This is a genomic window from Roseobacter phycocola (assembly GCF_042055075.2).
Lineage (GTDB): Bacteria > Pseudomonadota > Alphaproteobacteria > Rhodobacterales > Rhodobacteraceae > Roseobacter.
On sequence record NZ_CP194010.1, the window covers coordinates 2,258,621 to 2,281,859 of the forward strand.

Sequence of the window (23,239 nt, forward strand, 5' to 3'; positions counted from 1 at the left end):
GCCGCGATTCTCCGATGTCAGATGTCCAGATCGATCGTGACGGGGAAATGATCAGAAGCCGTTACCAGTGCTTCCCGCAGTGCGGGGTCAGTCCAGCACTCCGGATCATCCAGCGGGTGCCAGATGCGCCAGACCGGGTCCCGGGAGCGCAGACCGGGCGACACCATAATGTAGTCCAGCAATGCCTGAAGGTAGCGTTTTTCCTTTTTAATCCAAAACCTTGAGGTTGTCGGGCGCGCACCAAACCGGCGGGACAGCGCCTGTGCCGCATGTGGATCGAAAAGCGGCAGCTGCCCATCCTGACCCAGCACGATCTCGACAGACGAGCGGCCAAAGAGCCCCTCGAACTCATCCAGCCCCGGGCCGTCATTGAGATCGCCCATCACCATGAGCGGCGTATCGCCCTCCAGAACCTGATCCACGCGCGCGCGCAGCCAGATTGCCTGGGCCAGCTGTTTGCGCCGGTTGGCAATCGCCATCCGCATAACATCAGCGTCGTTTCTGGCGCCATGCGGCGCTTTGGATTTCAGATGGGCGCCGATCAGATGACACACCGTGCCGGACGCCGTGGTGATGTCGAGCTCCAGCGGTGGTTTGGAAAACTGCACGATGTCCTGTGTCGCATCGACATCGAGATCAATCGCAAAATTCCCATCAAAACGCGGCACGTCCGCCGTGCCCGCACGCGGTGCATGCCGGACCCGCAGCGCGCCGGGGTCGTAAAGCAACGCAATTTCCTGACGCGTGTCGTTGGCGAAACCCGTCAGCGCCACAGTGGTCCGTAAACCGTAGCGCGCGGCAAAGTTCTCCAGCGCTTCAACTGCATTGCGGTCACCGCCGGTATCCGGTGCTTCGATGATCATCACCGCATCCGCATCCATTGCCCGGAAAACGGTCCCCAGCGCGTCCGCCTGCGCCCGGCGCGTCACACGGTACCGCGCAGACCATTCGCCATCCGGCACAAGCCTGTTCTGATCGTCAAAGAGGTTGTTGAACCATTCGACGTTGTAGGTGGCAATGCGCATCAGGCGCGACCTTCGATTTCTTCCCAGGCCAGGTTGATGTCAGCCATGCGCTTCTGCGCCAGTTGCACCGCCTCTTCCGGCACCCCCCGCGCGATCATCGCGTCGGGATGGTTTTCGCGCACCAGCCGCCGCCACGCGCGGCGGATTTCATCTTTGGGCGTTCCGGGTTCCACCCCGAGCACAGTGTAGGGATCAAGCGGTGCGTCAGGTACAAAGCGCATGCGCAGCGCATTAAACTCAGCTTCAGGCAGTCCGAAAATTTCCGTCACCCGCTCCAGAAAGGCATTTTCGTTGGGATGATAGAACCCATCGGCCATCGCAATGTGAAACAGCCCTTCCAGAAGATCGCGCAGGGTGTCGGGTTGTGCGCTGAACATGACACTGATCCGTTCAGCATAATCCTCATACCCCGCCACGTCCTGGCGGGCGAGATTGAACACCCGCGCGGCACCCTGTTCGTCGCGTGACGCGATGTGAAACACTTCCCGGAAGGCCGTCACCTCGTCGCGCGTCACATGCCCGTCCGCCTTCGCCATTTTGGCGCCAAGGGCAATAACGGCGATGGCAAATGCAACGGATCTCTCGGGTGGACTGCGCAGGCGATCGAAAACGGCTGACAGACCTTCTCCGGCCGTCAGTGCTGAAAGCGCGTCAGTGATGCGGGACCAGATCGACATGCCCGGCACCTTATCCCGCGCGCGGGGGTATGTCAGGCCGTCAACGTGACGCGGAGAGGATTTTCTGCATCAGCACAAGGTCCAGCCACTCACCGTTTTTGCGCCCGACTTCAGGCATGCGCGCAACTTCCGCGTACCCTTCGCGCGCATGAAATGCGATTGCGCGCAGGTTGGTGCCGCTGATACCAGCCACCATCACATGAATGCCCTGCCGGCCTGCTGCGGTCTCAGCGCTTGCCAGCAGTCGCGCGGCTGTACCCGCCCCTTCGGCTTCGGGTGTCACAAGGATGGTGTGTTCGGCAGTCGCAGCATAACCCGGGCCGGACCGGAACGGCGCAAAGGTCGCAAACCCGGCGAAAGACCTATCTGTTTCCGCCACAAAAAACGCATCCTGGCGCGCGTGGCACATATCTGTGATCTCCTCCACGCTCTTTTCCTGCGTGGTAAAAGTGCTGAGCGTTTCCCGGATCATATGATTCCAAAGCCGTGTAATATCGGGCGCGTCGTCAGGCACTACCGGCCTGATCATGACCCCAGCATCCTTTCGCCATGCGGAGTTCCGAAGGCCGCGTGCAGCCCCGCCTCTCCGGCTTCAAAAGCAATCCTGTCATCCTGCAGATGATCCCTCAGCGCCCCGCCCAGATCATCAGCATCCGGGTGTCGGATGGTCAGACGTTTAAGGCGCACGCCGGCTGGTGCCAGTTTCTCTGCCGGATGCACCTTTGTCTGCCACTGGATCAGCGCAGGCGCACAGTTGTCAAAGGGCAGCCGTCCACTGGCCGGCACTGCCATGCTCCAGCGCAGATCACCTCTTTGCAGCGCAACAGGTGCCCCAAGATCCATCCGAACAGCGGCCAGTTCACCGGTAAGATCATCGCTGCGGCAGATCCAGTTGGTCAGACGCGCGGGGCCGGAGAAACGGTCCAGATCAAACCACCGGGGGCGGTCCGGATCGGGCGCATCCGGGTTGACAGCAATCGCCTCAAGATAAAGACCATCTTCCAGACCCAGCAGCGTGTTGTGGGTGTGGAACACATCATGCTCACCGCCAGGCTGCATCCTGACGTCAAGCGCGTCTTCCACATGCGCTGTGGCTTCGGCGAGTGTGGCACCCGAAACAGCGAGATGATCCAGCAGCACGGCCGCAACCTCTCAGGATCGGGTATCCCGGATCAGCCGCAGGATATCCTGTGCGGCCTCCGGGATGTTTGTACCTGGCCCGAAGATCGCCTTTACACCGGCATCATAGAGGAACTGATAATCCTGTTGCGGGATCACACCTCCGCAGATGACCAGAATGTCGCCTGCACCGGCCGTTTCGAGCGCTTTGACCAGCTGTGGTGCGAGGGTTTTGTGGCCCGCGGCCTGACTGCTGATGCCAATCACGTGCACGTCGTTGTCCACAGCGTCCTGAGCGGCCTCCTCGGGTGTCTGAAACAGCGGGCCGACATCCACGTCGAACCCGATGTCGGCAAAGGCCGTTGCAATGACTTTTGCGCCCCGGTCATGCCCGTCCTGACCCATCTTGACCACCAGCATGCGGGGTCTGCGACCCTCTTCTTCGGCGAAATCCTCAACCGATTTCTGGATGGCCGCGAAACCTTCGTCGCCCTCATAGGCCGCGCCATATACACCTGCCAGGGTTTTGACTTCCGCCCGGTGACGCCCGAAAACTTTTTCCATTGCCATGCTGATTTCTCCTACTGTGGCGCGCGCACGGGCGGCTTCGACCGCCGCTTCGAGCAGGTTCCCACCTTCCGATGCACGCCGTCCCAGTTCCGCAAGCGCCGCGTCACAGGCGGCTGCATCCCGCGTTCCGCGCACTTTCTCCAGACGGGCGATCTGGCTCTGACGGACGGCCGCATTGTCGATGTCCAGAATGTCGATCGGGTCTTCCTTGTCGCGCCGGTATTTGTTGACGCCCACGATCACTTCGGTGCCGCGGTCAATGTTGGCCTGCCGCGTGGCGGCGGCCTCTTCAATGCGCAGCTTGGGCATGCCGGAAGCCACGGCTTTGGTCATGCCGCCCATCTCTTCGACTTCTTCGATCAGTTTCCACGCCGCATCTGCAAGATCAGCTGTCAGTTTTTCCACGTAGTAAGAGCCCGCAAGCGGGTCGACCACATTGGTCACACCGGTTTCTTCCTGCAGAATCAACTGTGTGTTGCGCGCGATCCGGCTGGAAAACTCTGTGGGCAGCGCAATCGCCTCATCCAGCGCATTGGTGTGCAGTGACTGGGTCCCGCCCAGCACCGCACTCATGGCCTCATAGGCCGTGCGCACCACGTTGTTGTAGGGGTCCTGTTCCTGCAGGGACACGCCGGATGTCTGGCAGTGGGTGCGCAGCATCGAGGACTTTGGGTTTTTCGGATTGAACTCAGACATGATGCGCGACCACAGCAGCCGCGCTGCGCGCAGTTTGGCCGCCTCCATGAAAAAGTTCATGCCGATGGCAAAGAAAAAGCTCAGGCGGCCCGCAAATTTGTCCACATCCATGCCCCGGTCAATCGCCGCGCGCACGTATTCCCGCCCGTCCGCAAGGGTGAAGGCCAGCTCCTGGACGAGGTTCGCGCCGGCTTCCTGCATGTGATAGCCGGAGATCGAAATGGAATTGAATTTCGGCATCTCGCTGGAGGTGTATTCGATGATATCCGCGATGATCCGCATGGATGGCTCAGGCGGATAGACATATGTGTTCCGCACCATGAATTCCTTCAGGATGTCATTCTGAATGGTGCCCGACAGGACCGCGCGATCGTGCCCCTGCTCTTCACCGGCGACAATGAAATTCGCGAGGATCGGGATCACCGCGCCGTTCATGGTCATAGACACAGACACCTTGTCGAGCGGGATGCCATCAAAGAGGATTTTCATGTCTTCAATGCTGTCGATCGCGACCCCGGCCTTACCCACATCCCCGATAACGCGTTCATGGTCACTGTCGTATCCACGATGCGTGGCAAGATCGAAAGCCACCGAAACCCCCTGCTGGCCATTGGCCAGAGCCTGGCGGTAGAAAGCATTGCTTTCCTCCGCGGTGGAAAAACCCGCGTACTGGCGGATGGTCCAGGGACGCCCGGCATACATCGTCGCCTTGACGCCGCGCGTATAAGGCGCCTCACCCGGGATGCCGCCGAGATGACCAAGCCCTTTGATATCGTCTTCGGTATAGACCGGCTGCACCCCGATACCCTCAAGGGTCTGCCAGGTCAGGTCCTCAACAGGCCGGCCCCGCAGTTCTGCCTCAGCCAGGGCGCGCCAGTCGTCCTTTTTCGTGCTCATCTGTCTGTCCTTCCATCCTCTGCCCGGCTGGCTGCGTTTGCGCAACTCTTGTCCGGGTGTCGTCCTCTGTCAGCGTGGCCAGACCATCCGCACCGGCGGTCAGCCACATAATATCATCTGCATAAAGCTCGCGAAGTGCCGCATGTTGTTCGTTGTCAAAAGGGTTCCAGCGCCCCATGCCAAAGGGCAGCTGTCCCCTGCCTGGTGGCAACGCCCGCCGCAGTTCCGGCAGCGCGGGCGCCCGGCTGAGCCACTGGCGGGACGTCTCGCGCGGTGCATCCGCTTCCGCGCCACAGGCGAACAATGCATCGGGTCGCCCTGCAAACTGCTCAAACGGCAGAACCCGCAGCGGCACACCAGGCAATGCGCAGGCAACATCCGCGATCACATCGCGCCATCCGCGTTCTGAGGTTGCGATGGTCTTTATGTCTGCTGCTTCGGGCAGTGGGTGCCCCCGGCTTACACCCGCCGCCAGCGCAGAACACCACCAGAGATCAAGGCTGCGCACCGAAAGCATGACTGCGGAAATCCGGCCATCAAAAGCACCGGCGAACCGTGCAATCTGCTCGCCGACAGCCGGGTAGAGCCCGCGCTCGCGCATATTATTCCCAAGGCTGCCCATCATATTCTGATCGCTGATGATCAGATGGCTGGTGCCGTTACGCCGGGTCTGATCCAGCCGCAACCGGATCCGGCCCGCCGCCCGTTCCTGCCGCGCTGCAGAAACCGTTCCCTTTGCCGACGGAAGTAACCCGGAAAATAACCCGCGCCGTGTGCTGCCCGGCCCCCAGAAAGCGATGCCCCGGGTTTCCAGGTCGGTTCGGTGCCGGCGCAGATAATCCTGAAAACCGGTAGCGGCGGTGCGGTGCGCACCAATATGCAGAGTTACGTCCATGATCGTTTTTGCCAGCTGTGCAAGGGCCGCGCGAAACGGCGGGTATGTAGTCACGCACGCGTTCATACCCGATAAACCCTTGCAGCAGATTTAATGGCGAAATTGCTGCCCTTGCCCATCGCATCGCGCGCAGGCAGGATTATATAGAGAGCAGCAGGAGGCATGATGAAAGTACTACTACCCCTTGTTCTCATTGGCGTTTTCGCCATTTCGGGTCCACTTTCGGCGAACGGGGAATCCCCTGGGAATCCGCTGTTTTTCACAATGGATGAAGTCAATTTGAACCAATTTAAGTGGAAGAACCGGCCCGTCGTCGTTTTTGCGGATTCCGAAAACGATCCTGCTTTCGTGGAACAGCTGGAGTTGTTGCGCGCCCGCGAGGATGCACTGCGCGAACGCGATGTCGTTGTGATTACGGATACAAACCCAGGTGTTCTGTCAGATATCCGGCGGAAACTCCGGCCACGCGGGTTTATGCTGGCAATCCTCGGCAAGGACGGCGGTGTCAAACTGCGCAAACCCTTCCCCTGGGACGTCCGGGAAATCTCGCGCAGCATCGACAAAATGCCCATGCGGCAGCGTGAAATCCGTGCCCGCAAGGAAGAGATCCGATGACCTTCTTCCCGGGCGGGCACGCATGGGGATATGCGGCATATCTCCGTCATCTCAGGTTTATTCGAACTCCATGATGACGTCGTCCACTGCAAGGCTGTCTCCGGCACCGGCATTGACCTTTGACACAACGCCCTTGCGCTCAGCACGCAGGATATTCTCCATCTTCATGGCCTCGATCGTGCACAGCGCCTGACCTTCCTGCACCTCGTCACCGACGGCAACATTCACGGTCACAACCAGCCCCGGCATCGGGCAGAGCAGCATTTTGGACGTATCGGGCGGCACTTTTTCCGGCATCCGGCGGGCCAGCTCGGCCTGACGCGGGGTGCGGACATGTACCTTCATCTCGGCTCCTCTGGTCCGGACACGGAAACCGCCGCTAATCTTGCCCACCTTCAGCACCAGCGGACGGTCGTCCACTGTCATCTCGGCCAGCTGATCGCCCGGCGTCCAGTCACCGGATACGCGCAGTTCACTGCCATCATCGAAACGGACCGTGGATCCGTCAGCGTGCGCGTCGATCACCACGTCAAAGGCCTGCCCGCTGAGGCGCACGTTCCAGTCATCCCCGACCTTGCGCTCATGATTATCCATCCGGCCCGAAACGCGCGCCCGGCGCACCTCAGCAACACGGTGCATCGCGGCGCAGGCTGCCGCGATACGGCGCAGCTCATTCTCCGGCAGATCGACGCCCTCAAAGCCGTCAGGGTACTCCTCCGCAATAAACGCCGTTGTCATATCGCCTGACACGAATTTCGGGTGATCCATCACGGCTGACAAAAACGGCAGGTTGTGACCAATCCCCTCAACCTCGAAGCTGTCGAGCGCCACACGCATCTTTTCAATCGCCTCGGCACGCGTTGGTGCCCAGGTGCAGAGCTTGGCGATCATCGGGTCATAATACATGCTGATCTCGCCGCCTTCATAGACACCGGTATCATTGCGCACGGCCATGTCGCCCGCAGGCGCATCCCCCTGCCATGTGCCCTGCTCCAGCAGCGGTCCGGCGGCAACTTCGGCCGGCGGACGGTAGCGCGTCAGCCTGCCGATGGACGGCAGAAACCCGCGATAGGGATCTTCGGCATAAAGACGGTTTTCAATCGCCCACCCGGTCAGGGTCACATCATCCTGCGTGATCGAGAGCTTTTGACCATTGGCCACGCGGATCATCTGTTCCACCAGGTCCACGCCGGTGATCAGTTCAGTCACCGGGTGCTCCACCTGAAGGCGGGTGTTCATCTCAAGGAAGTAGAAATTCTTGTCGCCATCAACGATGAATTCGACCGTTCCCGCGCTGGTGTAGCCCACAGCCTGTGCGAGCGCGACCGCCTGCTCACCCATCGCTTTGCGCGTTGCTTCATCGAGGAAGGGGCTCGGCGCTTCTTCGACCACTTTCTGGTTCCGGCGCTGGATCGAGCATTCCCGCTCGCCGAGATAGATGCCATTGCCATGCGCGTCGCACAGCACCTGGATTTCGATATGGCGCGGTTGCGTGACGAATTTCTCGATGAAAATCCGGTCATCGCCAAAAGAGTTTGCTGCCTCGTTTTTGGAAGACTGAAACCCTTCGCGGGCCTCGTCGTCGTTCCAGGCGATCCGCATACCCTTGCCGCCACCACCGGCGGAGGCCTTGAGCATCACCGGATAGCCGATCTCGCCGGAGATTTTCACTGCCTCTTCCGCGTCCTCAATCAGCCCCATATATCCCGGAACTGTTGAAACACCTGCGTCCTGAGCGATCTTTTTCGAGGTGATCTTGTCACCCATCTTTTCAATTGCACCCTTGGGCGGCCCGACGAAAGCAACTCCTGCGGCCTCAAGCGCTTCGGCAAATTTCGCGTTCTCAGACAGGAAACCGTAACCGGGATGCACTGCCTCAGCACCGCTGTCTTTGATGGCCTGCATCACCTTGTCGATCACGATGTAGGACTGATTGGCAGGCGGCGGGCCGATATGGACCGCCTCGTCAGCCATCTGCACATGCAGCGCCTGTTTGTCGGCGTCTGAATAGACCGCAACCGTGGTGATACCCATCTTGCGGGCAGATTTGATAACACGACAGGCGATTTCACCCCGGTTGGCAATCAGGATCTTTTTGAACATCAGATGTCCCTTTTCGATTGTGCAGAGAAGTTGGTCCGGGCCTGGGTTTCAGGCACGAAAAAGCCGCACGTGTCGGACACGCGCGGCTTGTCAGAATACGTTGTCAGCGTTGCTGAAGGATCAGTAACACTTGCCCGGGTTGAGCTGGCAGTAAGCGATATTGCCTGCGGCACCGATGGCCGCACCCTGCAGCGCGCTGTGGCCGGCGATAACCGCCGCACCTGCGCCGATTGCGCCACCGCCGATTGCCTGGTCGCCCAGGCTCTGACCACAGGCTGCAAGCGACGCGCAGGCCGCAATGGAAAGAATGAACGCTCTGATGGGCATGATTGTGCTCCTTTTATCTCTCGCTCCGACAGATAAACGCCGGAGCGCTGCTCGGGTTCCCGCAACACAGGATTGTGATACCCTGGCCCCCGCGTGAAAAAGGCGGACAGTATAGGGCGCTTAGCGCCGCACTGTCCGCCAGGGGAAGGGGTACGAAGTTTGTACACAGCCGCGCTGCGGGGATACTCGCTTGCGGCCGATAGACCACCAGTACGCGCAGTGGTTGAATCGCTCAAGGCACTCAGTCCGCGCCTTACGGAATGAGCCATGTCCCGCCCATTGACCGAACCGGTTGGCAAAATCATGCCGATCCTCCGTCAAATGCTTCTGGGAAACTCACGCGCGCAACGGCTGGATCGATCACCAGCAGCGCCTCATAACTCTCAGGATCAAAAGGATCCTCCGCAGGGATAACTTCGCGCCCGAAAAGCCAGGACAAACGGCCCGCATCCAGATTACCGCGCTCGAACGGCGCGTCTCCGAAATGCTCCCAGAGCGCCTGAAAAAAGGCAGCATCTGCCCGCCGGTCCGCCGGTTTCCGGTCACGGAAGCGTTCACGGGCCACCAGCCGCGTGACGCCGCGCGGATTAAAACGTCTGAGGGTGAACTGGTAATCCGTACCGGCCAGCCGGCCGGGAAAGCCCCTGTGTTTCAGCATGATAGCACCCCATCCGCCGAAACCGGGTCAGGCACAGGCCCGCAGGCCTGCCCTGTGATCTGTTTATTTGTATTTGCCGGTGTATGTCGGCTCGGTCGAGATGGGCTCAGGGTCCACCACGACGAATTCCTCTTCCTGCTCCTGTGCACATGCGGCCACGAAGGCTGCAGCACAGAGAACTGCCAGTATTCTGATGCTCTTCGACATCTCTGTCTCCTGTATGGTTTGCTGCGCTGTGCCCGCATTACAATAAAGTCGGGCCAGCTTTTACTGCCGGGCGCATGTCCCATACGCCCACCCGACACGATACTGCAACGCGCCGGCAAATGATATGCAGCGCGAACACACCGGCGGAAATGTGGCCGGAAAGACTCAACCTCTCCCGACGACACCCTCCGTTTCTGGTTCATCAGATATGTCACCAGGGGTCCTCCCAGACACACGCTCCGGTTGATACGCGAAACGCGTCCACAAACTGGGTCACACTTTCATCCGTCGCGCCAAATGGGGCCGGCTGATCCAGCAGCGCGATCGAGACAACGTCTGTTTTCAGCTGATGGTGGGCCATGTAGGGCAGCGCTATATTCGTGCACAGATGTTCGAAATCTGCCTCTACTTCGGCAAAACTGACAGTTCCATGCTCCCGCGAAATAGACGGCGCATGAAACCGGAACCGCAGCCACGCATCATCACCAACCTGATCCGTCAGCACCTCGAAAAGCTCTGCGGTCTGGCCGGACGGCAACCTTTCCGAGACACCGTACGCATGCTGACCGGTTTCCGGCATCTGTGGACGCAACAGGCTCATGGAGCTGCCTCATCTTTGGTGTCGAATTCCGCCGGAGAAGTTATCTCAATCAGCTCAAGATCGTCAGAATGGCGGACCTCACGGTGCCGGATGCCCGGCGGCTGAAGAACGCAGGAGCCTTCGCGCAGCACCTGTTCACCACTGTCTTCATATTCAAAGACAACCCACCCACGGGTCACGTAAACCATCTGAAAATCAAGGTCATGACTGTGCCAGGCGGCCGGGCTTTCCATGCCAGGCACCGCGCGGATCACATGCGCGCCGTAAGCGCCCGCGGTTGCCTTGCTGATACCAAGGTCGCGGTATTCAAAAAACGGGCGCAGGCCGGCGCCTTCGAACTGCCCGTTGTCAGCATGCGCAATCGTAAAGGCCTGGTTTTTCCACAACCGCGTCATGCCTGTCTCCGTCGTGCGACACAGTCGATCTCGACCAGAGCGCCCACAGCCAGCGCCGTGACACCCACTGTTGTACGCGCAGGCAGGCGGTCAGCCGGGAAGAAGCTGCGGTAGCATTCATTGAATGCAGCATAATCCCGTTCGAATTCAGTCAGAAAACAGCGACACTGAACAACGTCGCTGAGATCAAGGCCAAGGCCTTTCAACACGGTTTCGAGGTTTTCCATCACCTGGCGCGTCTGTGCAGCGACGCCTTCGGCAAGGGGGGCATCCGGCGCCCCCGGAACCGTTGGCATCTGGCCTGTCAGAATGACCCAGCCATCCGCTTCCACCGCGTGTGAAAAAGGAGCCACATGCTCGGGCGCATCCGATATGTTGTGGAACTCGGTCACAGCGGAATATTGTCGTGTTTTTTCCACGGAAGCTGCGTCTGCTTATTCCGCAACGACGCAAAGGCCCGCGCAATCCGTTTGCGTGTAGTGCGCGGCATGATCACCTCATCCACAAAGCCGCGTTCTGCAGCGACAAACGGGTTTGCAAACCGCTCTTCATAATCTGCGGTGTGTTTTGCAATTTTGTCCGCATCCCCCAGATCTGCTCGGTGAATGATCTCGGTCGCGCCCTTGGCACCCATCACCGCGATTTCGGCTGTCGGCCAGGCGTAATTGAAGTCCGACCGCAGATGCTTGGACGACATCACAACATATGCACCGCCATAGGCCTTGCGGGTAATAACAGTGACCATCGGCACCGTTGCTTCACCATAGGCATAGAGCAGTTTGGCGCCGTGCTTGATGACGCCACCATATTCCTGGCTCGTGCCCGGCAGGAAGCCCGGCACATCAATCAATGTCAGGATCGGGATTTCAAAGGCGTCACAGAAACGGACAAAGCGGGCAGCCTTGCGCGAGCTGTCAATGTCGAGGCAGCCCGCCAGAACCATAGGCTGGTTCGCCACGACACCGACGGTGCGCCCCTCAAGACGGATGAACCCGGTGACTATATTCCTGGCGAACTCCTCCTGAATTTCATAAAAATCGCCTTCGTCCGCGAGCTTCAGGATCAGCTCTTTCATGTCGTAAGGCGTATTCGGATTGTCCGGCACAAGCGTATCCAGCGATGGCTCAATGCGATCCGGTGCGTCGAAAAACGGCCGGACGGGCGGTTTTTCACGGTTATTGGACGGCAGGAAATCGACCAGCCTGCGCACTTCGGCCAGGGCTTCCACATCGTTTTCAAAAGCCGCATCCGCGACAGAAGACTTTTTCGTATGCGTTCCCGCGCCGCCAAGTTCTTCGGCTGTAACCTGCTCGTTGGTAACAGTCTTCACAACGTCAGGACCCGTCACAAACATGTAAGAGCTGTCTTTGACCATAAAGATAAAGTCGGTCATGGCAGGAGAGTACACGGCACCGCCGGCGCACGGCCCCATGATGACGCTGATCTGCGGCACAACGCCGGAGGCCGTGATATTGCGCTGGAACACCTCACCATATCCGGCAAGGGAATCCACGCCCTCCTGGATGCGCGCACCGCCGGAGTCGTTGATCCCGATGATCGGCGCGCCATTCTGTACGGCCATGTCCATGATCTTGCAGATTTTCCGGGCATGCGTTTCCGACACAGAGCCCCCCAGAACGGTAAAGTCCTGACTGAACACATACACGAGCCGGCCATTGATCGTGCCCCAGCCGGCGACCACACCGTCACCGGCCGGCTTCTGGTTTTCCATGCCAAATTCTGTGCAGCGGTGCGTAACAAACATGTCGAATTCTTCAAAACTGCCTTCGTCGAGCAGCAGTTCCACACGTTCGCGCGCAGTCAGCTTGCCGCGCCCGTGCTGCGCGTCTATTCGTTTTTGCCCGCCACCAAGACGTGCTGCCTCGCGGCGCTCTTCGAGTTGACCCAGAATGTCTTTCATTGCCTGTCCCCTGCTGTGACTGGCGGCACTGTAAACAAGGCAGAGGGACAACCGAAGCGGAATCTCGCAAATTTGCAAAGTCTTTCCATCATGCATGATGCAAATCGCAAATCAGCAAATATGCATTAAGCGCATGGCTGGTATGCGTGGACAACATCAATTGTGATGCCTACGTTTCCTGGATGCAGAAAGAGCCTGTGATCCGGTTTCTTGACCGGACGACCCCTCCACATATCGCGACACTGATCCTTCTTGCAGGGATGTCCGCGATTGTCATGAATATGTTTCTGCCAAGCCTTCCGAAAATGACAGAGCATTTTCAGACAGATTACAGCGTCATGCAGCTGTCTGTCGCGCTGTATCTTGGGATCAGCGGCATTTTGCAGATCTTTATCGGCCCAGTATCCGACAAGTTTGGCAGACGCCCTGTGATCCTTGCAGGTCTGGGCGTCTTTTTGCTGGCGACGCTGGGCTGCATATTCGCCCCGACTGTCGAGACGTTCCTGTTTTTCCGCATGTGTCAGGCGGTGGTAGCAACATCAATGGTTCTGAGCCGCGCCGCTGTGCGCGATATGTTCGACCAGGACCGCGCGGCATCGATGATCGGCTATGTGACGATGGGTATGGCGATCGTGCCCATGATCAGCCCGATGCTTGGCGGCGTTCTGGATGAGCTGTTTGGCTGGAAGGCCAACTTCTGGGCGCTTTTTCTGTTGGGTGCCCTGACCCTCTGGCTCGCCTGGGCGGACCAGGGTGAAACAGCTCAGGCGAGCGGTAAAACTCTTTTGCAGCAGTTTGCAGAATACCCCGAACTGCTCATGTCGCCCCGCTTCTGGGGGTATTCCCTTGCGGCCGGTTTCTGCTCCGGTGCCTTCTTCGCTTATCTGGGCGGGGGGCCTTTTGTCGGATCCGTTGTCTTCGGGCTCTCGCCTTTCTGGGTCGGCGTCTTCTTCGGAGCCCCGGCAATCGGCTATTTCTTCGGCAACATGTTCACCGGGATGCTCGCACAGAAAGTGGGGCTCAACCGTCTCGTACTCGTTGGATGCCTGATCAACGCAACCGGAACCCTGCTGTCGATGTCCATCTTTCTGGCAGGCCAGGGCAGCCCGCTGAGCTTCTTTGGCCTTATGACATTTGTTGGCCTCGGCAACGGGCTGGTTATTCCGAATGCAACCGCTGGCATGCTGTCTGTCCGACCTCATCTGGCGGGCACCGCATCGGGACTTGGCGGCGCGATCATGATTGGCGGCGGGGCCGCGCTGAGCGCGCTGGCCGGCGCCCTTCTGGGTCCGGAAACCGGCGCGATGCCGCTGCTGTATATTATGTGTGGTACTGCTCTGGCCGCGGTGGCCTCCATTCTTGCTGTCTATGCCCGGGAAAAAAGACTGGGAAACGCTGCCTGACGGCTCGGGCGTTAGTGCATCATTAACCATGTTGCGCGACCTTGCCCGAGTGGGTTTGCAAAGCTAGCGTGGGCGAATCTGCAAAGCTGCAAACTCTGAAACGGAAAGCCGCCAGAATGGCCACCCAGAAACTCTATGCCGGCGCAAAGCTGCGCGAAGTCCGGACCCGCATCGGACACACCCAAAAAGACTTTGCTGCGCGGCTTGGAGTGTCGCTGCCCTATCTCAACCAGATGGAAAACAACAACCGGCCGGTGTCCACGACGGTTGTCCTTTCGCTGGCGCAGGAATTCGGGCTGGACGTCACCGAACTCAGCGAAGGGGACAGCGAGCGCCTGGTCAGTGATATGCGCGAAGCCGTGGCTGATCCCCTGTTTGCAGATGCGCCCCCGCCGCTGGCAGATCTGCGGCTGGCTGCATCGAATGCGCCGGGGTTTGCTCATGCGTTTCTGGAACTGCACCGCAGTTACCGCCAGATGCAGGAAAGGCTGGCTTCGCTGGACGAAGCTCTGGGCCGCGAAGATGCCCGCGCCACACCAAGCCCCTGGGAAGAAGTCCGCGACTTTTTCCACTACTGTGACAACTACATTGACGCAGTTGATCGCGCCGCCGAGAACTTCAGCGGCAAAGAAGGTCACCACCGCAGCATCCGGGTCGCTGCCGTTGCGACGCTCGGCAACAGCGGCGTTACCGTGGAGTTTGCGGATACCGATCAGCTGCGCTCATTTGACGAGGAAACCGGTGTACTGACGCTGTCGCGCCGGGCCCCGCCGGAAAGTCAGACCTTCCAGCTGTTGCTGCAGGTTGCGCTGGTCAAACAGGACGCACTTCTCGAGGCGACCCTTGATCTGGCGAAATTCCACACACGCGAAGCGCGGGCTATCGCCAAGATTGGTCTCGCAAATTACTTTGCGGGTGCCGCCCTGATGCCCTACGGCGCGTTTCAGCGGGTCGCGCGGGAGTGTCGTCACGACCTGGAAGTGCTCGCCGGACACTTCGGGGCTTCCGTCGAGCAGGTAGCACATCGTCTTTCCACCCTGCAGCGCCCAGGCGCCAAGGGCATTCCGTTCTTTTTTGTCAGGGTGGACCAGGCGGGCACGATCACAAAACGGCATTCAGCAACACGGCTGCAGTTTGCCCGGTTTGGTGGGGCCTGCCCTCTCTGGAATGTACACCGCGCATTCGAACTGCCGGGTCAGTTTCTGCGCCAGCTTGCAGAAACGCCCGACGGTGTACGCTACATCAGCCTTGCGCGCGATGTTTCAAAACACGCCGGTCGTTTCGGCGCGCCGGTCCGGCGATACGCGATCGCGCTGGGGTGCGAGGTCCGGCATGCCGACGCACTGGTTTATGCGGATGGTATGGACACAGGTCGCGACGCCGCCTTTGAACCGATCGGCATTTCCTGCCGGATCTGCGAACGGACAAATTGCCACCAGCGGGCCGTTCCGCCGCTGGAACGTCAGCTGATTGTCGATCCCAACCAGCGCGGTGTCCTGCCGTACCGGGTAGGGTAGCAACAAGCTCAACGGCGCGCGGCGCGCCAGCCCGCACGGATGGCATCATCCGCAGAACAGAACCAGCGTTCGCCGCGTTCCGCCCTGATCCCGGTACGTTCATAATGCTGCTGGCCCGGCACGTGGAAAATACGGACGCCGGAAGCTGATATATTCCCTTTGATCCGGCATTTGCGGTCCGGCGGGATACGCCCCACAGCGCGCGTTTCGCGGAACTGCGACGGTGACTGTACGCGGCTGGCATGCAGCCCTGCATCCCGCACTGCTGCGCTCTTCTCCGCCAGGTCATAATCCATGGAATAGCGCCTGAAAGCGAAGGCGAGCCCGTCACGTACAAGCGCTTCACCAATATCCGTACCATCAACAAAACAAACAGCGACAACACGGCCATAGCGGTCGCGGTCTGTTTCCTCACAGTCAGCCATTTCGCCGGCATAACGGTCCCGCACCGTGTCGCTGACCCAGGCGCCACAGTTCCAGCGCTGGCCCTGTTCGGTTTTGCAGGTCTGGTCCTGTTCCGGCGCATCAATGCCATGCAGGCGCACGCGTGTGTCACCAACATCGAGCGTGTCGCCATCAATGACGCGCACCTCCCCGGTCACACCAGCCAATGCAAATGCACTGCTCACCGCAACCGCCAGAACGGTTGCGAGCATAAGAAAAACCACTCTACCCACAGCTTCAATATGGGCGCAGAGTGCCTTTGTCTCAACTCTCTTCGCCGGGACCGGTTAACGCAGCGCAGTTTTGGGGCTGTCAGCGTTGTGCGGTTTGCCACTCCGGATGCACCCACGGGACATCATTTGCGCGGGCAAGCGGGTCACGGCCAAGCAGCAGGTCAGACACTTTTTCGCCGGTCATGATGGAGGGTGCGTTAAGGTTGCCGTTTGTGATCCGCGGGAAAATGCTGCTGTCCGCCACCCGCAGCCCGTCAACACCGATCACGCGCGCCTGCGGGTCGACCACCGACCGCGGGTCGTCCGGTTGCCCCATACGGCAGGTGCCACAGGGGTGATAGGCGCTCTCTGCATGCTCCCGGATCACATCATCCAGTTCGTCATCAGTCTGTGCGGCTGAACCGGGCTGGATTTCGTGTTTCGCAAACGGCCGGAACGCTTCCTGCGCAAAGATCTCCCGGGTCAGGCGGATACAGCGGCGGAAATCTTCCCAGTCCTGGTCGGTCGACATGTAGTTAAAGAATATCCGCGGCGCTTCCTCCGGGTCTGCAGACCGCAGAGTGACCGCGCCGCGTGATGGCGAACGCATCGGCCCGGTGTGTGCCTGAAACCCGTGACCTTCGGCGGCTGCCTGACCATCATACCGCACCGCCATCGGCAAAAAGTGGTATTGGATATCAGGGTACGGAATGCCGGCCCGCGAGCGGATGAACGCGGCACTTTCAAACTGGTTGGATGCGCCGAGGCCCGTCCTGGTGAAAAGCCACTGCGCCCCGATTACGGCCTTGGAGACGAGGTTCCAGTGCTTATACAGCGTGATCGGCTGGCTTGCGGCGATCTGGATGTACATCTCCAAGTGGTCCTGCAGGTTCTGACCCACGCCCGCCCGATCCGCGACAACAGAGATACCGTGTTCTCCCAGATGCTGTGCCGGGCCGATCCCTGACAGCATGAGGAGTTTGGGCGAATTGATCGAGGATGCGGCCAGCACGACCTCACGCCGGGCGCGGATGACCTCAGACTGCGCGCCCCGCCGGATGCGCACACCGGTGGCGCGCCCCTCGCTGATCTCGACTTTCTCGGCAAGACCCCGCACCAGCGTACAGTTCGGTCGTTTCAGTGCAGGATGCAGATACGCATTCGCCGCAGACCAGCGGCGTCCGTTCCAGACCGTCTGCTCCATCGGCCCGAAGCCTTCCTGTTGCCGGCCATTGTAATCACCGGTGACCTGATATCCCGCCTGAGACCCCGCCTCGACAAAGGCCTGAAACAGCGGATTGCGGCGCGGCCCCCGGGTGACATGCAGCGGTCCGTCCGTGCCGCGCCACGCCGCGTCGCCCCCGTGCCCGCCATCGTGCCAGGTTTCCATCCGGCGGTAGTAAGGCAGCACGTCCGCATAGGACCATCCGTCAGCGCCTTCTTCGGCCCAGTGATCAAAGTCCATCGCGTGCCCGCGGACATAAACCATGCCATTGATACTGGACGACCCACCAACCACCTTGCCCCGCGGGCAGGCGAGGCGACGCCCGCCAAGATGCGGCTCCGGCTCGGACGTGTACCCCCAGTCATAGCGCTTCATGTTCATCGGATAAGACAGAGCCGCCGGCATCTGGATGAACGGCCCCATATCGGTCCCGCCAAACTCGATCACGATCACCGATGCGCCCGCCTCGCTCAGCCGGTACGCCATCGCACAGCCGGCACTGCCGGCACCAACAATTACAAAATCCGCTTCCATCGTCATTCCGTCGTTCCGTCTTTGCCGCGCCGCAGGCGCCAGGCCAATCGTGTGCGCGTCAGCGCGCCTTCGGATCACGTCAGCCGTCTGCGTGACCGTTTGTTGCTGTGAAAATCATTCGCCGCGCGGGAACCGCTTGTTCTCTTCGAGCACATTCAGGTCCATGTGGTTTCGCATGTATTGCTCTGAGGCATCGCGCAGCGGCTGGTAGTCCCAGGGGTAATACCCCCCTTCGCGCAGCGCCTCATACACCACCCACCGGCGGGCCTGGCTTTTGCGCACATCCGCGTCATACGCGTCGAGGTCCCAGCGGGCTTCGGATTTGGCGCGCAGGCTCCGCAGCGTGCCCTGATGTTCAGGCGCATCCGCGAGGTTTGTCAGTTCATGCGGGTCTGCCTCCAGATCAAAAAGCTGATCCGGGTCCAGCGCACAGCGGTTGTATTTCCAGCGGCCATACCGCAGCGACACCATCGGCGCATAAGACGCCTCGGCCGCGTACTCCATGGCGACAGGTTCAGTGCGCTCCACCCCCTGCCCCATCGGCACCAGCGAGACACCTGTGGTCCAGTCCATCACCTCATCCATCGACACGCCCGCCAGATCACAGAGCGTCGGGCAGACATCAATGTTGGACACCGGCGTGGTCTGCAGGCCGGGTGCCATCTGCGGCGCCGAGATCATCAGAGGAACACGCGAGGAACCTTCATAAAAGGACATTTTGAACCAGAGGCCACGTTCCCCCAGCATATCCCCGTGATCAGACACAAAGAGAATGATTGCCTCCTGACGCGTGTCTTCCAGCGTCTGCAGAATCTTTCCGACTTTGTCATCCAGATAGCTGATGTTCGCGAAATAGGCCTGTCGCGACCGGCGGATGTCCTCTCGCGTGATGTCAAAACTGCGCCAGTCGTTGGCATCAAAGATCCGCTTTGAATGGTTGTCCTGTTCGTCGTAGGGCAAAGCCGGGACCTGCGGCTCCAGATGCGCGCAGTCCTCATAGAAATCCCAGTATTTTTTGCGCGCCACATACGGGTCGTGAGGGTGTGTGAAACTGACCGTCAGGCACCAGGGCCGGGCGTCCGCGCCGCGCGACAGGTCATAAAGTTTGCGCGTCGCATTAAAGGCCACCTCGTCATCATATTCCATCTGATTGGAAATTTCGGCGACACCTGCCCCCGTGACCGACCCCATGTTGTGGTACCACCAGTCGATGCGTTCGCCGGGTTTGCGGTAATCCGGGGTCCAGCCGAAGTCAGCAGGGTAGATATCTGTCGTCAGACGCTCTTCGAAACCATGCAGCTGATCCGGACCCACAAAATGCATCTTACCGCTCAGGCAGGTCTGATAGCCCGCTCGACGCAGATGGTGCGCATAAGTCGGGATCGAGGAGCAGAACTCCGCGGCGTTGTCGTAAACGCCGGTTGCAGACGGCAGTTGCCCCGACATAAACGCCGCCCGGCCCGGCGCGCAAAGCGGACTGGCGGTATAGGCATTGCGAAACCGGGTCGACCTAGCTGCGAGTTTTTTGAGGTTCGGCGCATGCAGCCATTCCGCAGGCCCGTCCGGAAACAGAGTACCGTTGAGCTGGTCAACCATGAGAATGAGTATGTTGGGTCTGGTCATTTTCCACTCCCGATCAGAGTTTCCAGCGCTGCGCGGGCAGCATCACGTGCGGCCGCCGCACTGCTTGAGCGCGACAGGGCGGCGCGCAGATACAGCCCGTCAATCAGGGCGCCGATGAGTTCTGCGTGGGCTTCCGGCTGGGCGCTCAGCGGTCGGAGTGCGTGGATCAGATTGGACCTGAGACGCGCCTGGTACAGCCGCAGCAAACGCAGTGTTTCCGGGTTTGTCTGCGCCTGCGCATAGAGCGTCATCCATGCGCTGATGGTTGCCGGTGCAAAACACGATGGCGCAAAACTGGCATCAATCAGCGCGACGGCCCGCGCATGCGGCGTTTCCGCAGCTTTCAGCACACGTCGTACTTCAGCGCCGAAATCGCGCAGGATCTGCTGCATGGCGGCAAGAAAAATCTGGTCCTTACCACCGAAATAATGGTGCGCCAGGGCGGTCGACATGCCCGCGCGGCGGGCAATCTGCCCGACAGTGACATCAAGTGAGCCGCGCGCGCCAATCTCGGCAATCGTTGCCTCGACAAGCGCTGTGCGGCGTATCGGTTCCATTCCGGTTTTCGGCATAACTGTTCCCCCGGGAGACTGTATTCCGGCGTTACAGGTTTTTTGATTGACTCGTCAATCAATAAAAATCAAACCTTGGTGGCATTCACCACAGGTGTCGTTCCCTGACGTTTTACAGCGGCCTCCCGCCACGTAATAAAGACAACGGATGCGAGAATGACGATACCGCCGGTGACCACCCAGACATCGACGGACTCGTCGAATACCAGCGCTCCCAACAGCACGGCCCAGACCAGCTGGGTGAAGGTTACCGGCTGCGTTACAGTCAGTGGTGCTGCGGCAAACGCGAGGGTCATTGTGTAGTGCCCGCCAACGGCAAAACACGCCACGGCGAACAGCAGTACAAGATCCATTAGCGTTGGCGTTACCCATTCTATCAGCGCAAAGGGAGCCAGCACGATGGTCACAAAAATCGACAGCATGGCCACAACCACAGACGGTTTGACCTCATCCGCCATCACCTTGGCCGACAGATAGGATCCGCCGAATGCAAGTGCTGCGCCCAGCATCGCAAGATGACCTGTGCTGACTTCGCGAAATCCGGGCCGCAGAATAATCAGGGCCCCGATCAGCGCGGCGGCAACCGCCGCGATGCGCCGGAACGCCAGCCGTTCGCCCAGGAACAGCGCGGCACCGATTGTCACATAAACAGGGGCGAGGTAGTTCATCGCCGTCACATCCGCGATCGGAATGCGTACCATGGCATAAAACCACAGCATGACCCCCAACCCGTGCATCACGCCGCGCAGCGTGAAAAGACGCCACTGACGCGGCGAGAGCCTTGCTTCACACAGGGCACCGAGGGCCGGCAGCAGAAACACCAGGCCAAGCAGATACCGCAGAAAGGCCATCTCGACCGGGGGCAGCCTTGGGCCGATATACTTCACGAGCGCTGTAACAGCGATAAAACAAAGCCCTGTAACGAGCATCCAGAAGATGCCGGCGACCGGACGCTGGGGTGTTTGCGTGACCATGCGCCAGACAGACAAGGTTTGACGCACAACCGCAAGGGGTTATGACAGAAGCAACCCCGCAGCAATGGCCCACATGGTGGCCGCGATCAGCCCGTCGAGAACCTGCCAGCTGCGTGGACGGGCAAAAAGAGGCGCCAGCATCCGCGCGCCATACCCCAGCGCGAAAAAGAACGAGATGCTGCCCACAACTGCACCGGCCCCGAACAGCAAACGGTCGTCGTATTGTGCAGAAATCGATCCCAGCAATACAACTGTATCAAGATAGACATGCGGATTGAGCCAGGTCAGCGCGAGGAGTGTGAACAACGTGCGGCCCAGCGGCTGCACAGTCTGACCCGGGCCAGTGTCGAGTGTCTGCCCGCCGCGCCATGCAGAAACGGCGTTCCGCCAGCCATACCAGATGAGAAATGCAGCACCGCCAAAGCGCATCAGCGGCTCAAACCACGGCACTCTGGTGGCGAGGGTCCCGAAACCCGCCACGCCCGCTGTGATCAGCAGCGCATCGGAAACGCCACAGGTCAGACAAACCCAGAATACGTGGGACCGCCGCAAGCCCTGGCGCAGCACGAAGGCGTTCTGCGCACCAATGGCAACAATCAGCGAAAGGCTCAGAAAATAGCCGGGCAGAAAATTTGAAAGCATGGAAGGTCCCAGATCAGTTGCCTTTGAATAGGTTGCGGCACGAGGGTAAATCAAATTAAACTGGCTTAACTCAAATCAGAAAATCTAATGTATTTCGATCCCGCTCATCTTTCTGCGCTCGCCGCCATTGTCAGACACGGCAGTTTTGACCTGGCCGCTGCAACTCTCGGCGTGACGCCTTCGGCTGTATCCCAGCGCATCAAAGCGCTTGAGGAACAGGCCGGCACCGCGCTGATCATCCGCGGACAGCCCTGTACGGCGACCAGGGCCGGGGCACGGCTTGTGCGTCACGCCGAAGACGTGGCGCTGCTGCAGGCCCGGGTCCTCTCACAGCTGAGCCCCGGGAAAACCGGGACGGAGCAGCCCGTTGTCCGGCTTGCCGTCAATGCGGACAGCCTTGCAACGTGGCTGGTTCCGGCTCTTTCGAGGGTCGACGGCGTACTGTGGGATCTGGTCATCGATGATCAGGATCACGCCGCAGACTGGCTCCGACGTGGAGACGTGAGTGCAGCTGTGTCCGGTCATCCCGGCCCTGTGCCGGGCTGCGATTCCACCGCGCTTGGAGCGCTGCGCTATATTGCGACGGCAAGCCCTGATTTTGTGAGACGCTGGTTTCCTGACGGACTGACCACCGGTACGCTGAGCGCGGCACCGGTGCTGGCCTTTTCAGCAAAGGACCGTCTGCAGCATCGCTGGATCACTCAGATGACCGGCGAGCGGCTCTCGCCGCCGACCCACCGAATGGCGTCGACACACGCCTTTATCGACGCGGCACTGGCCGGAATAGGATGGGGCATGAACCCTGAGGACCTGGTCTGCTCGCATCTGGCCAGCGGCGACTTGGTAGCGCTGGCACCTGATGCCCCGCTCGACGTGCCCCTTTTCTGGCAGGTCAGCCGCCTGATGAAGCCCGCACTGCAGCCGCTGAACAGCGCAATTCGTGACGCAGCGGCGGCCAGACTGCAATAAATCATCACATGACTGTTATTGCTAAAATTTTATTCACAGAAATCTGAACATGCCTGATTGGCGTATACCTTTTTAATCCCCATATGATGGGAAGTGTAAAAAGGATGCTCGGCCATGTTGGAAAACCTGCGTAATATCGACCTTACTGCCAAGGACATCGAACTGATCGAGTCTGCTCTGCATACACAAAAGAAAATTCTCTCGGTCCAGAGCCAGGCTGGCGGGCGCGGTGCGCGCAAAAAGCTGACGGACCTGAAGCACCTGATGAAGCGTCTGAACCGCGCGGGCCCGGCCTGCGAAGAAACGCCCGCAGGTTTTTTTCAGACGGCCAGGGCCTTCTTCTCTTTCAATGCCGGATGTGAACACACCCGCTGAGGCCTCTGCCCTTCGCCTTCAAAAAAAGCCGCCCGGAATTCCA

The 23,239-nt window shown here is 59.8% G+C and carries 25 protein-coding genes; 5 read left to right on the forward strand and 20 right to left on the reverse strand.

Annotation, left to right across the window (positions count from 1 at the left end):
- Positions 1-17 precede the first annotated feature (17 nt).
- From AB4K19_RS11100 to AB4K19_RS11125, 6 genes are read right to left on the reverse strand one after another with little or no spacing between them, the layout of a single operon-like run.
- Positions 18-1,025: an endonuclease/exonuclease/phosphatase family protein gene (locus tag AB4K19_RS11100; protein WP_375228430.1), complete on the reverse strand. Its 1,008-nt coding sequence runs from the start codon at positions 1,023-1,025 to the stop codon at positions 18-20.
- Positions 1,025-1,702 carry a TerB family tellurite resistance protein gene (locus AB4K19_RS11105; RefSeq protein ID WP_436397582.1) on the reverse strand — a complete coding sequence of 226 codons (678 nt, stop codon included), beginning with the start codon at positions 1,700-1,702 and terminating at the stop codon, positions 1,025-1,027. Before AB4K19_RS11105 ends, AB4K19_RS11100 begins: the two co-directional genes overlap by 1 nt.
- A 40-nt stretch (positions 1,703-1,742) precedes the next feature.
- A complete protein-coding gene (locus AB4K19_RS11110; RefSeq protein WP_375228431.1) occupies positions 1,743-2,231 on the reverse strand; it encodes a GNAT family N-acetyltransferase in 489 nt (162 codons plus the stop codon).
- A complete protein-coding gene (locus tag AB4K19_RS11115) occupies positions 2,228-2,842 on the reverse strand; it encodes a VOC family protein (RefSeq protein ID WP_375228432.1) in 615 nt (204 codons plus the stop codon). Before AB4K19_RS11115 ends, AB4K19_RS11110 begins: the two co-directional genes overlap by 4 nt.
- 12 nt (positions 2,843-2,854) lie before the next feature.
- Entirely contained in the window at positions 2,855-4,984 is a 2,130-nt protein-coding gene (scpA, locus tag AB4K19_RS11120) for a methylmalonyl-CoA mutase (protein WP_375228433.1), read from the reverse strand.
- On the reverse strand, positions 4,947-5,933 hold the full coding sequence (locus AB4K19_RS11125; RefSeq protein WP_375228434.1) for a hypothetical protein: 987 nt from the start codon (positions 5,931-5,933) through the stop codon (positions 4,947-4,949). The genes scpA and AB4K19_RS11125 overlap by 38 nt, the downstream gene beginning before the upstream one ends.
- 225 nt (positions 5,934-6,158) lie before the next feature.
- On the opposite strand from AB4K19_RS11125, the gene AB4K19_RS11130 reads away from it, so the two are divergent.
- Positions 6,159-6,494 (forward strand): DUF4174 domain-containing protein, encoded by a 336-nt coding sequence (locus tag AB4K19_RS11130; protein ID WP_375228435.1) that lies wholly within the window; start codon positions 6,159-6,161, stop codon positions 6,492-6,494.
- Between the two features lie 57 nt (positions 6,495-6,551).
- Here the strand turns inward: AB4K19_RS11130 and AB4K19_RS11135 are convergent, their stop codons facing one another.
- The 8 genes from AB4K19_RS11135 to AB4K19_RS11170 all read right to left on the reverse strand — a co-directional run bounded on the left by AB4K19_RS11135 (position 6,552) and on the right by AB4K19_RS11170 (position 12,706).
- Complete coding sequence (locus tag AB4K19_RS11135; protein ID WP_436397586.1) at positions 6,552-8,597, reverse strand: acetyl-CoA carboxylase biotin carboxylase subunit; 2,046 nt, start codon at positions 8,595-8,597, stop codon at positions 6,552-6,554.
- A gap of 120 nt (positions 8,598-8,717) precedes the next feature.
- Positions 8,718-8,924, reverse strand: a complete 207-nt coding sequence (locus AB4K19_RS11140) for a hypothetical protein (RefSeq protein WP_375228438.1) — start codon at positions 8,922-8,924, stop codon at positions 8,718-8,720.
- A 301-nt stretch (positions 8,925-9,225) separates the two neighbouring features.
- On the reverse strand, positions 9,226-9,582 hold the full coding sequence (locus AB4K19_RS11145; protein WP_375228439.1) for a hypothetical protein: 357 nt from the start codon (positions 9,580-9,582) through the stop codon (positions 9,226-9,228).
- A gap of 63 nt (positions 9,583-9,645) precedes the next feature.
- Complete coding sequence (locus AB4K19_RS11150; protein ID WP_375228440.1) at positions 9,646-9,789, reverse strand: hypothetical protein; 144 nt, start codon at positions 9,787-9,789, stop codon at positions 9,646-9,648.
- Between the two features lie 211 nt (positions 9,790-10,000).
- Positions 10,001-10,390 (reverse strand): DUF6497 family protein, encoded by a 390-nt coding sequence (locus AB4K19_RS11155; protein WP_375228441.1) that lies wholly within the window; start codon positions 10,388-10,390, stop codon positions 10,001-10,003.
- On the reverse strand, positions 10,387-10,785 hold the full coding sequence (locus AB4K19_RS11160) for a cupin domain-containing protein (RefSeq protein ID WP_375228442.1): 399 nt from the start codon (positions 10,783-10,785) through the stop codon (positions 10,387-10,389). Before AB4K19_RS11160 ends, AB4K19_RS11155 begins: the two co-directional genes overlap by 4 nt.
- Positions 10,782-11,204 (reverse strand): RidA family protein, encoded by a 423-nt coding sequence (locus tag AB4K19_RS11165; protein WP_375228443.1) that lies wholly within the window; start codon positions 11,202-11,204, stop codon positions 10,782-10,784. Before AB4K19_RS11165 ends, AB4K19_RS11160 begins: the two co-directional genes overlap by 4 nt.
- Positions 11,174-12,706: an acyl-CoA carboxylase subunit beta gene (locus AB4K19_RS11170; RefSeq protein WP_375228444.1), complete on the reverse strand. Its 1,533-nt coding sequence runs from the start codon at positions 12,704-12,706 to the stop codon at positions 11,174-11,176. Before AB4K19_RS11170 ends, AB4K19_RS11165 begins: the two co-directional genes overlap by 31 nt.
- Positions 12,707-12,888: 182 nt before the next feature.
- Here AB4K19_RS11170 and AB4K19_RS11175 point away from each other — a divergent pair, with 182 nt between their 5' ends.
- Positions 12,889-14,109: a multidrug effflux MFS transporter gene (locus tag AB4K19_RS11175; RefSeq protein WP_436399539.1), complete on the forward strand. Its 1,221-nt coding sequence runs from the start codon at positions 12,889-12,891 to the stop codon at positions 14,107-14,109.
- A 116-nt stretch (positions 14,110-14,225) separates the two neighbouring features.
- Complete coding sequence (locus tag AB4K19_RS11180) at positions 14,226-15,626, forward strand: helix-turn-helix domain-containing protein (RefSeq protein WP_375228445.1); 1,401 nt, start codon at positions 14,226-14,228, stop codon at positions 15,624-15,626.
- A gap of 8 nt (positions 15,627-15,634) precedes the next feature.
- Here AB4K19_RS11180 and AB4K19_RS11185 read toward each other — a convergent pair whose 3' ends face one another.
- The 6 genes from AB4K19_RS11185 to AB4K19_RS11210 form a co-directional block, all read right to left on the reverse strand.
- Positions 15,635-16,294, reverse strand: a complete 660-nt coding sequence (locus AB4K19_RS11185) for a thermonuclease family protein (protein WP_436397589.1) — start codon at positions 16,292-16,294, stop codon at positions 15,635-15,637.
- Positions 16,295-16,382: 88 nt separating this feature from the next.
- On the reverse strand, positions 16,383-18,041 hold the full coding sequence (betA, locus tag AB4K19_RS11190) for a choline dehydrogenase (RefSeq protein ID WP_375230881.1): 1,659 nt from the start codon (positions 18,039-18,041) through the stop codon (positions 16,383-16,385).
- A gap of 114 nt (positions 18,042-18,155) precedes the next feature.
- Positions 18,156-19,664, reverse strand: a complete 1,509-nt coding sequence (gene betC / locus AB4K19_RS11195) for a choline-sulfatase (RefSeq protein ID WP_436397590.1) — start codon at positions 19,662-19,664, stop codon at positions 18,156-18,158.
- On the reverse strand, positions 19,661-20,236 hold the full coding sequence (gene betI, locus AB4K19_RS11200; protein WP_375228447.1) for a choline-binding transcriptional repressor BetI: 576 nt from the start codon (positions 20,234-20,236) through the stop codon (positions 19,661-19,663). Before betI ends, betC begins: the two co-directional genes overlap by 4 nt.
- Before the next feature lie 68 nt (positions 20,237-20,304).
- On the reverse strand, positions 20,305-21,210 hold the full coding sequence (locus AB4K19_RS11205) for a DMT family transporter (RefSeq protein ID WP_375228448.1): 906 nt from the start codon (positions 21,208-21,210) through the stop codon (positions 20,305-20,307).
- 39 nt (positions 21,211-21,249) lie between these two features.
- Positions 21,250-21,852 (reverse strand): LysE/ArgO family amino acid transporter, encoded by a 603-nt coding sequence (locus tag AB4K19_RS11210; protein WP_375228449.1) that lies wholly within the window; start codon positions 21,850-21,852, stop codon positions 21,250-21,252.
- Between the two features lie 87 nt (positions 21,853-21,939).
- Here AB4K19_RS11210 and AB4K19_RS11215 point away from each other — a divergent pair, with 87 nt between their 5' ends.
- A complete protein-coding gene (locus AB4K19_RS11215) occupies positions 21,940-22,821 on the forward strand; it encodes a LysR family transcriptional regulator ArgP (protein ID WP_375228450.1) in 882 nt (293 codons plus the stop codon).
- Between the two features lie 114 nt (positions 22,822-22,935).
- Positions 22,936-23,196, forward strand: coding sequence for a hypothetical protein (locus AB4K19_RS11220; RefSeq protein WP_375228451.1), 261 nt, complete (start codon positions 22,936-22,938; stop codon positions 23,194-23,196).
- The last annotated feature ends 43 nt before the right edge of the window (positions 23,197-23,239 follow it).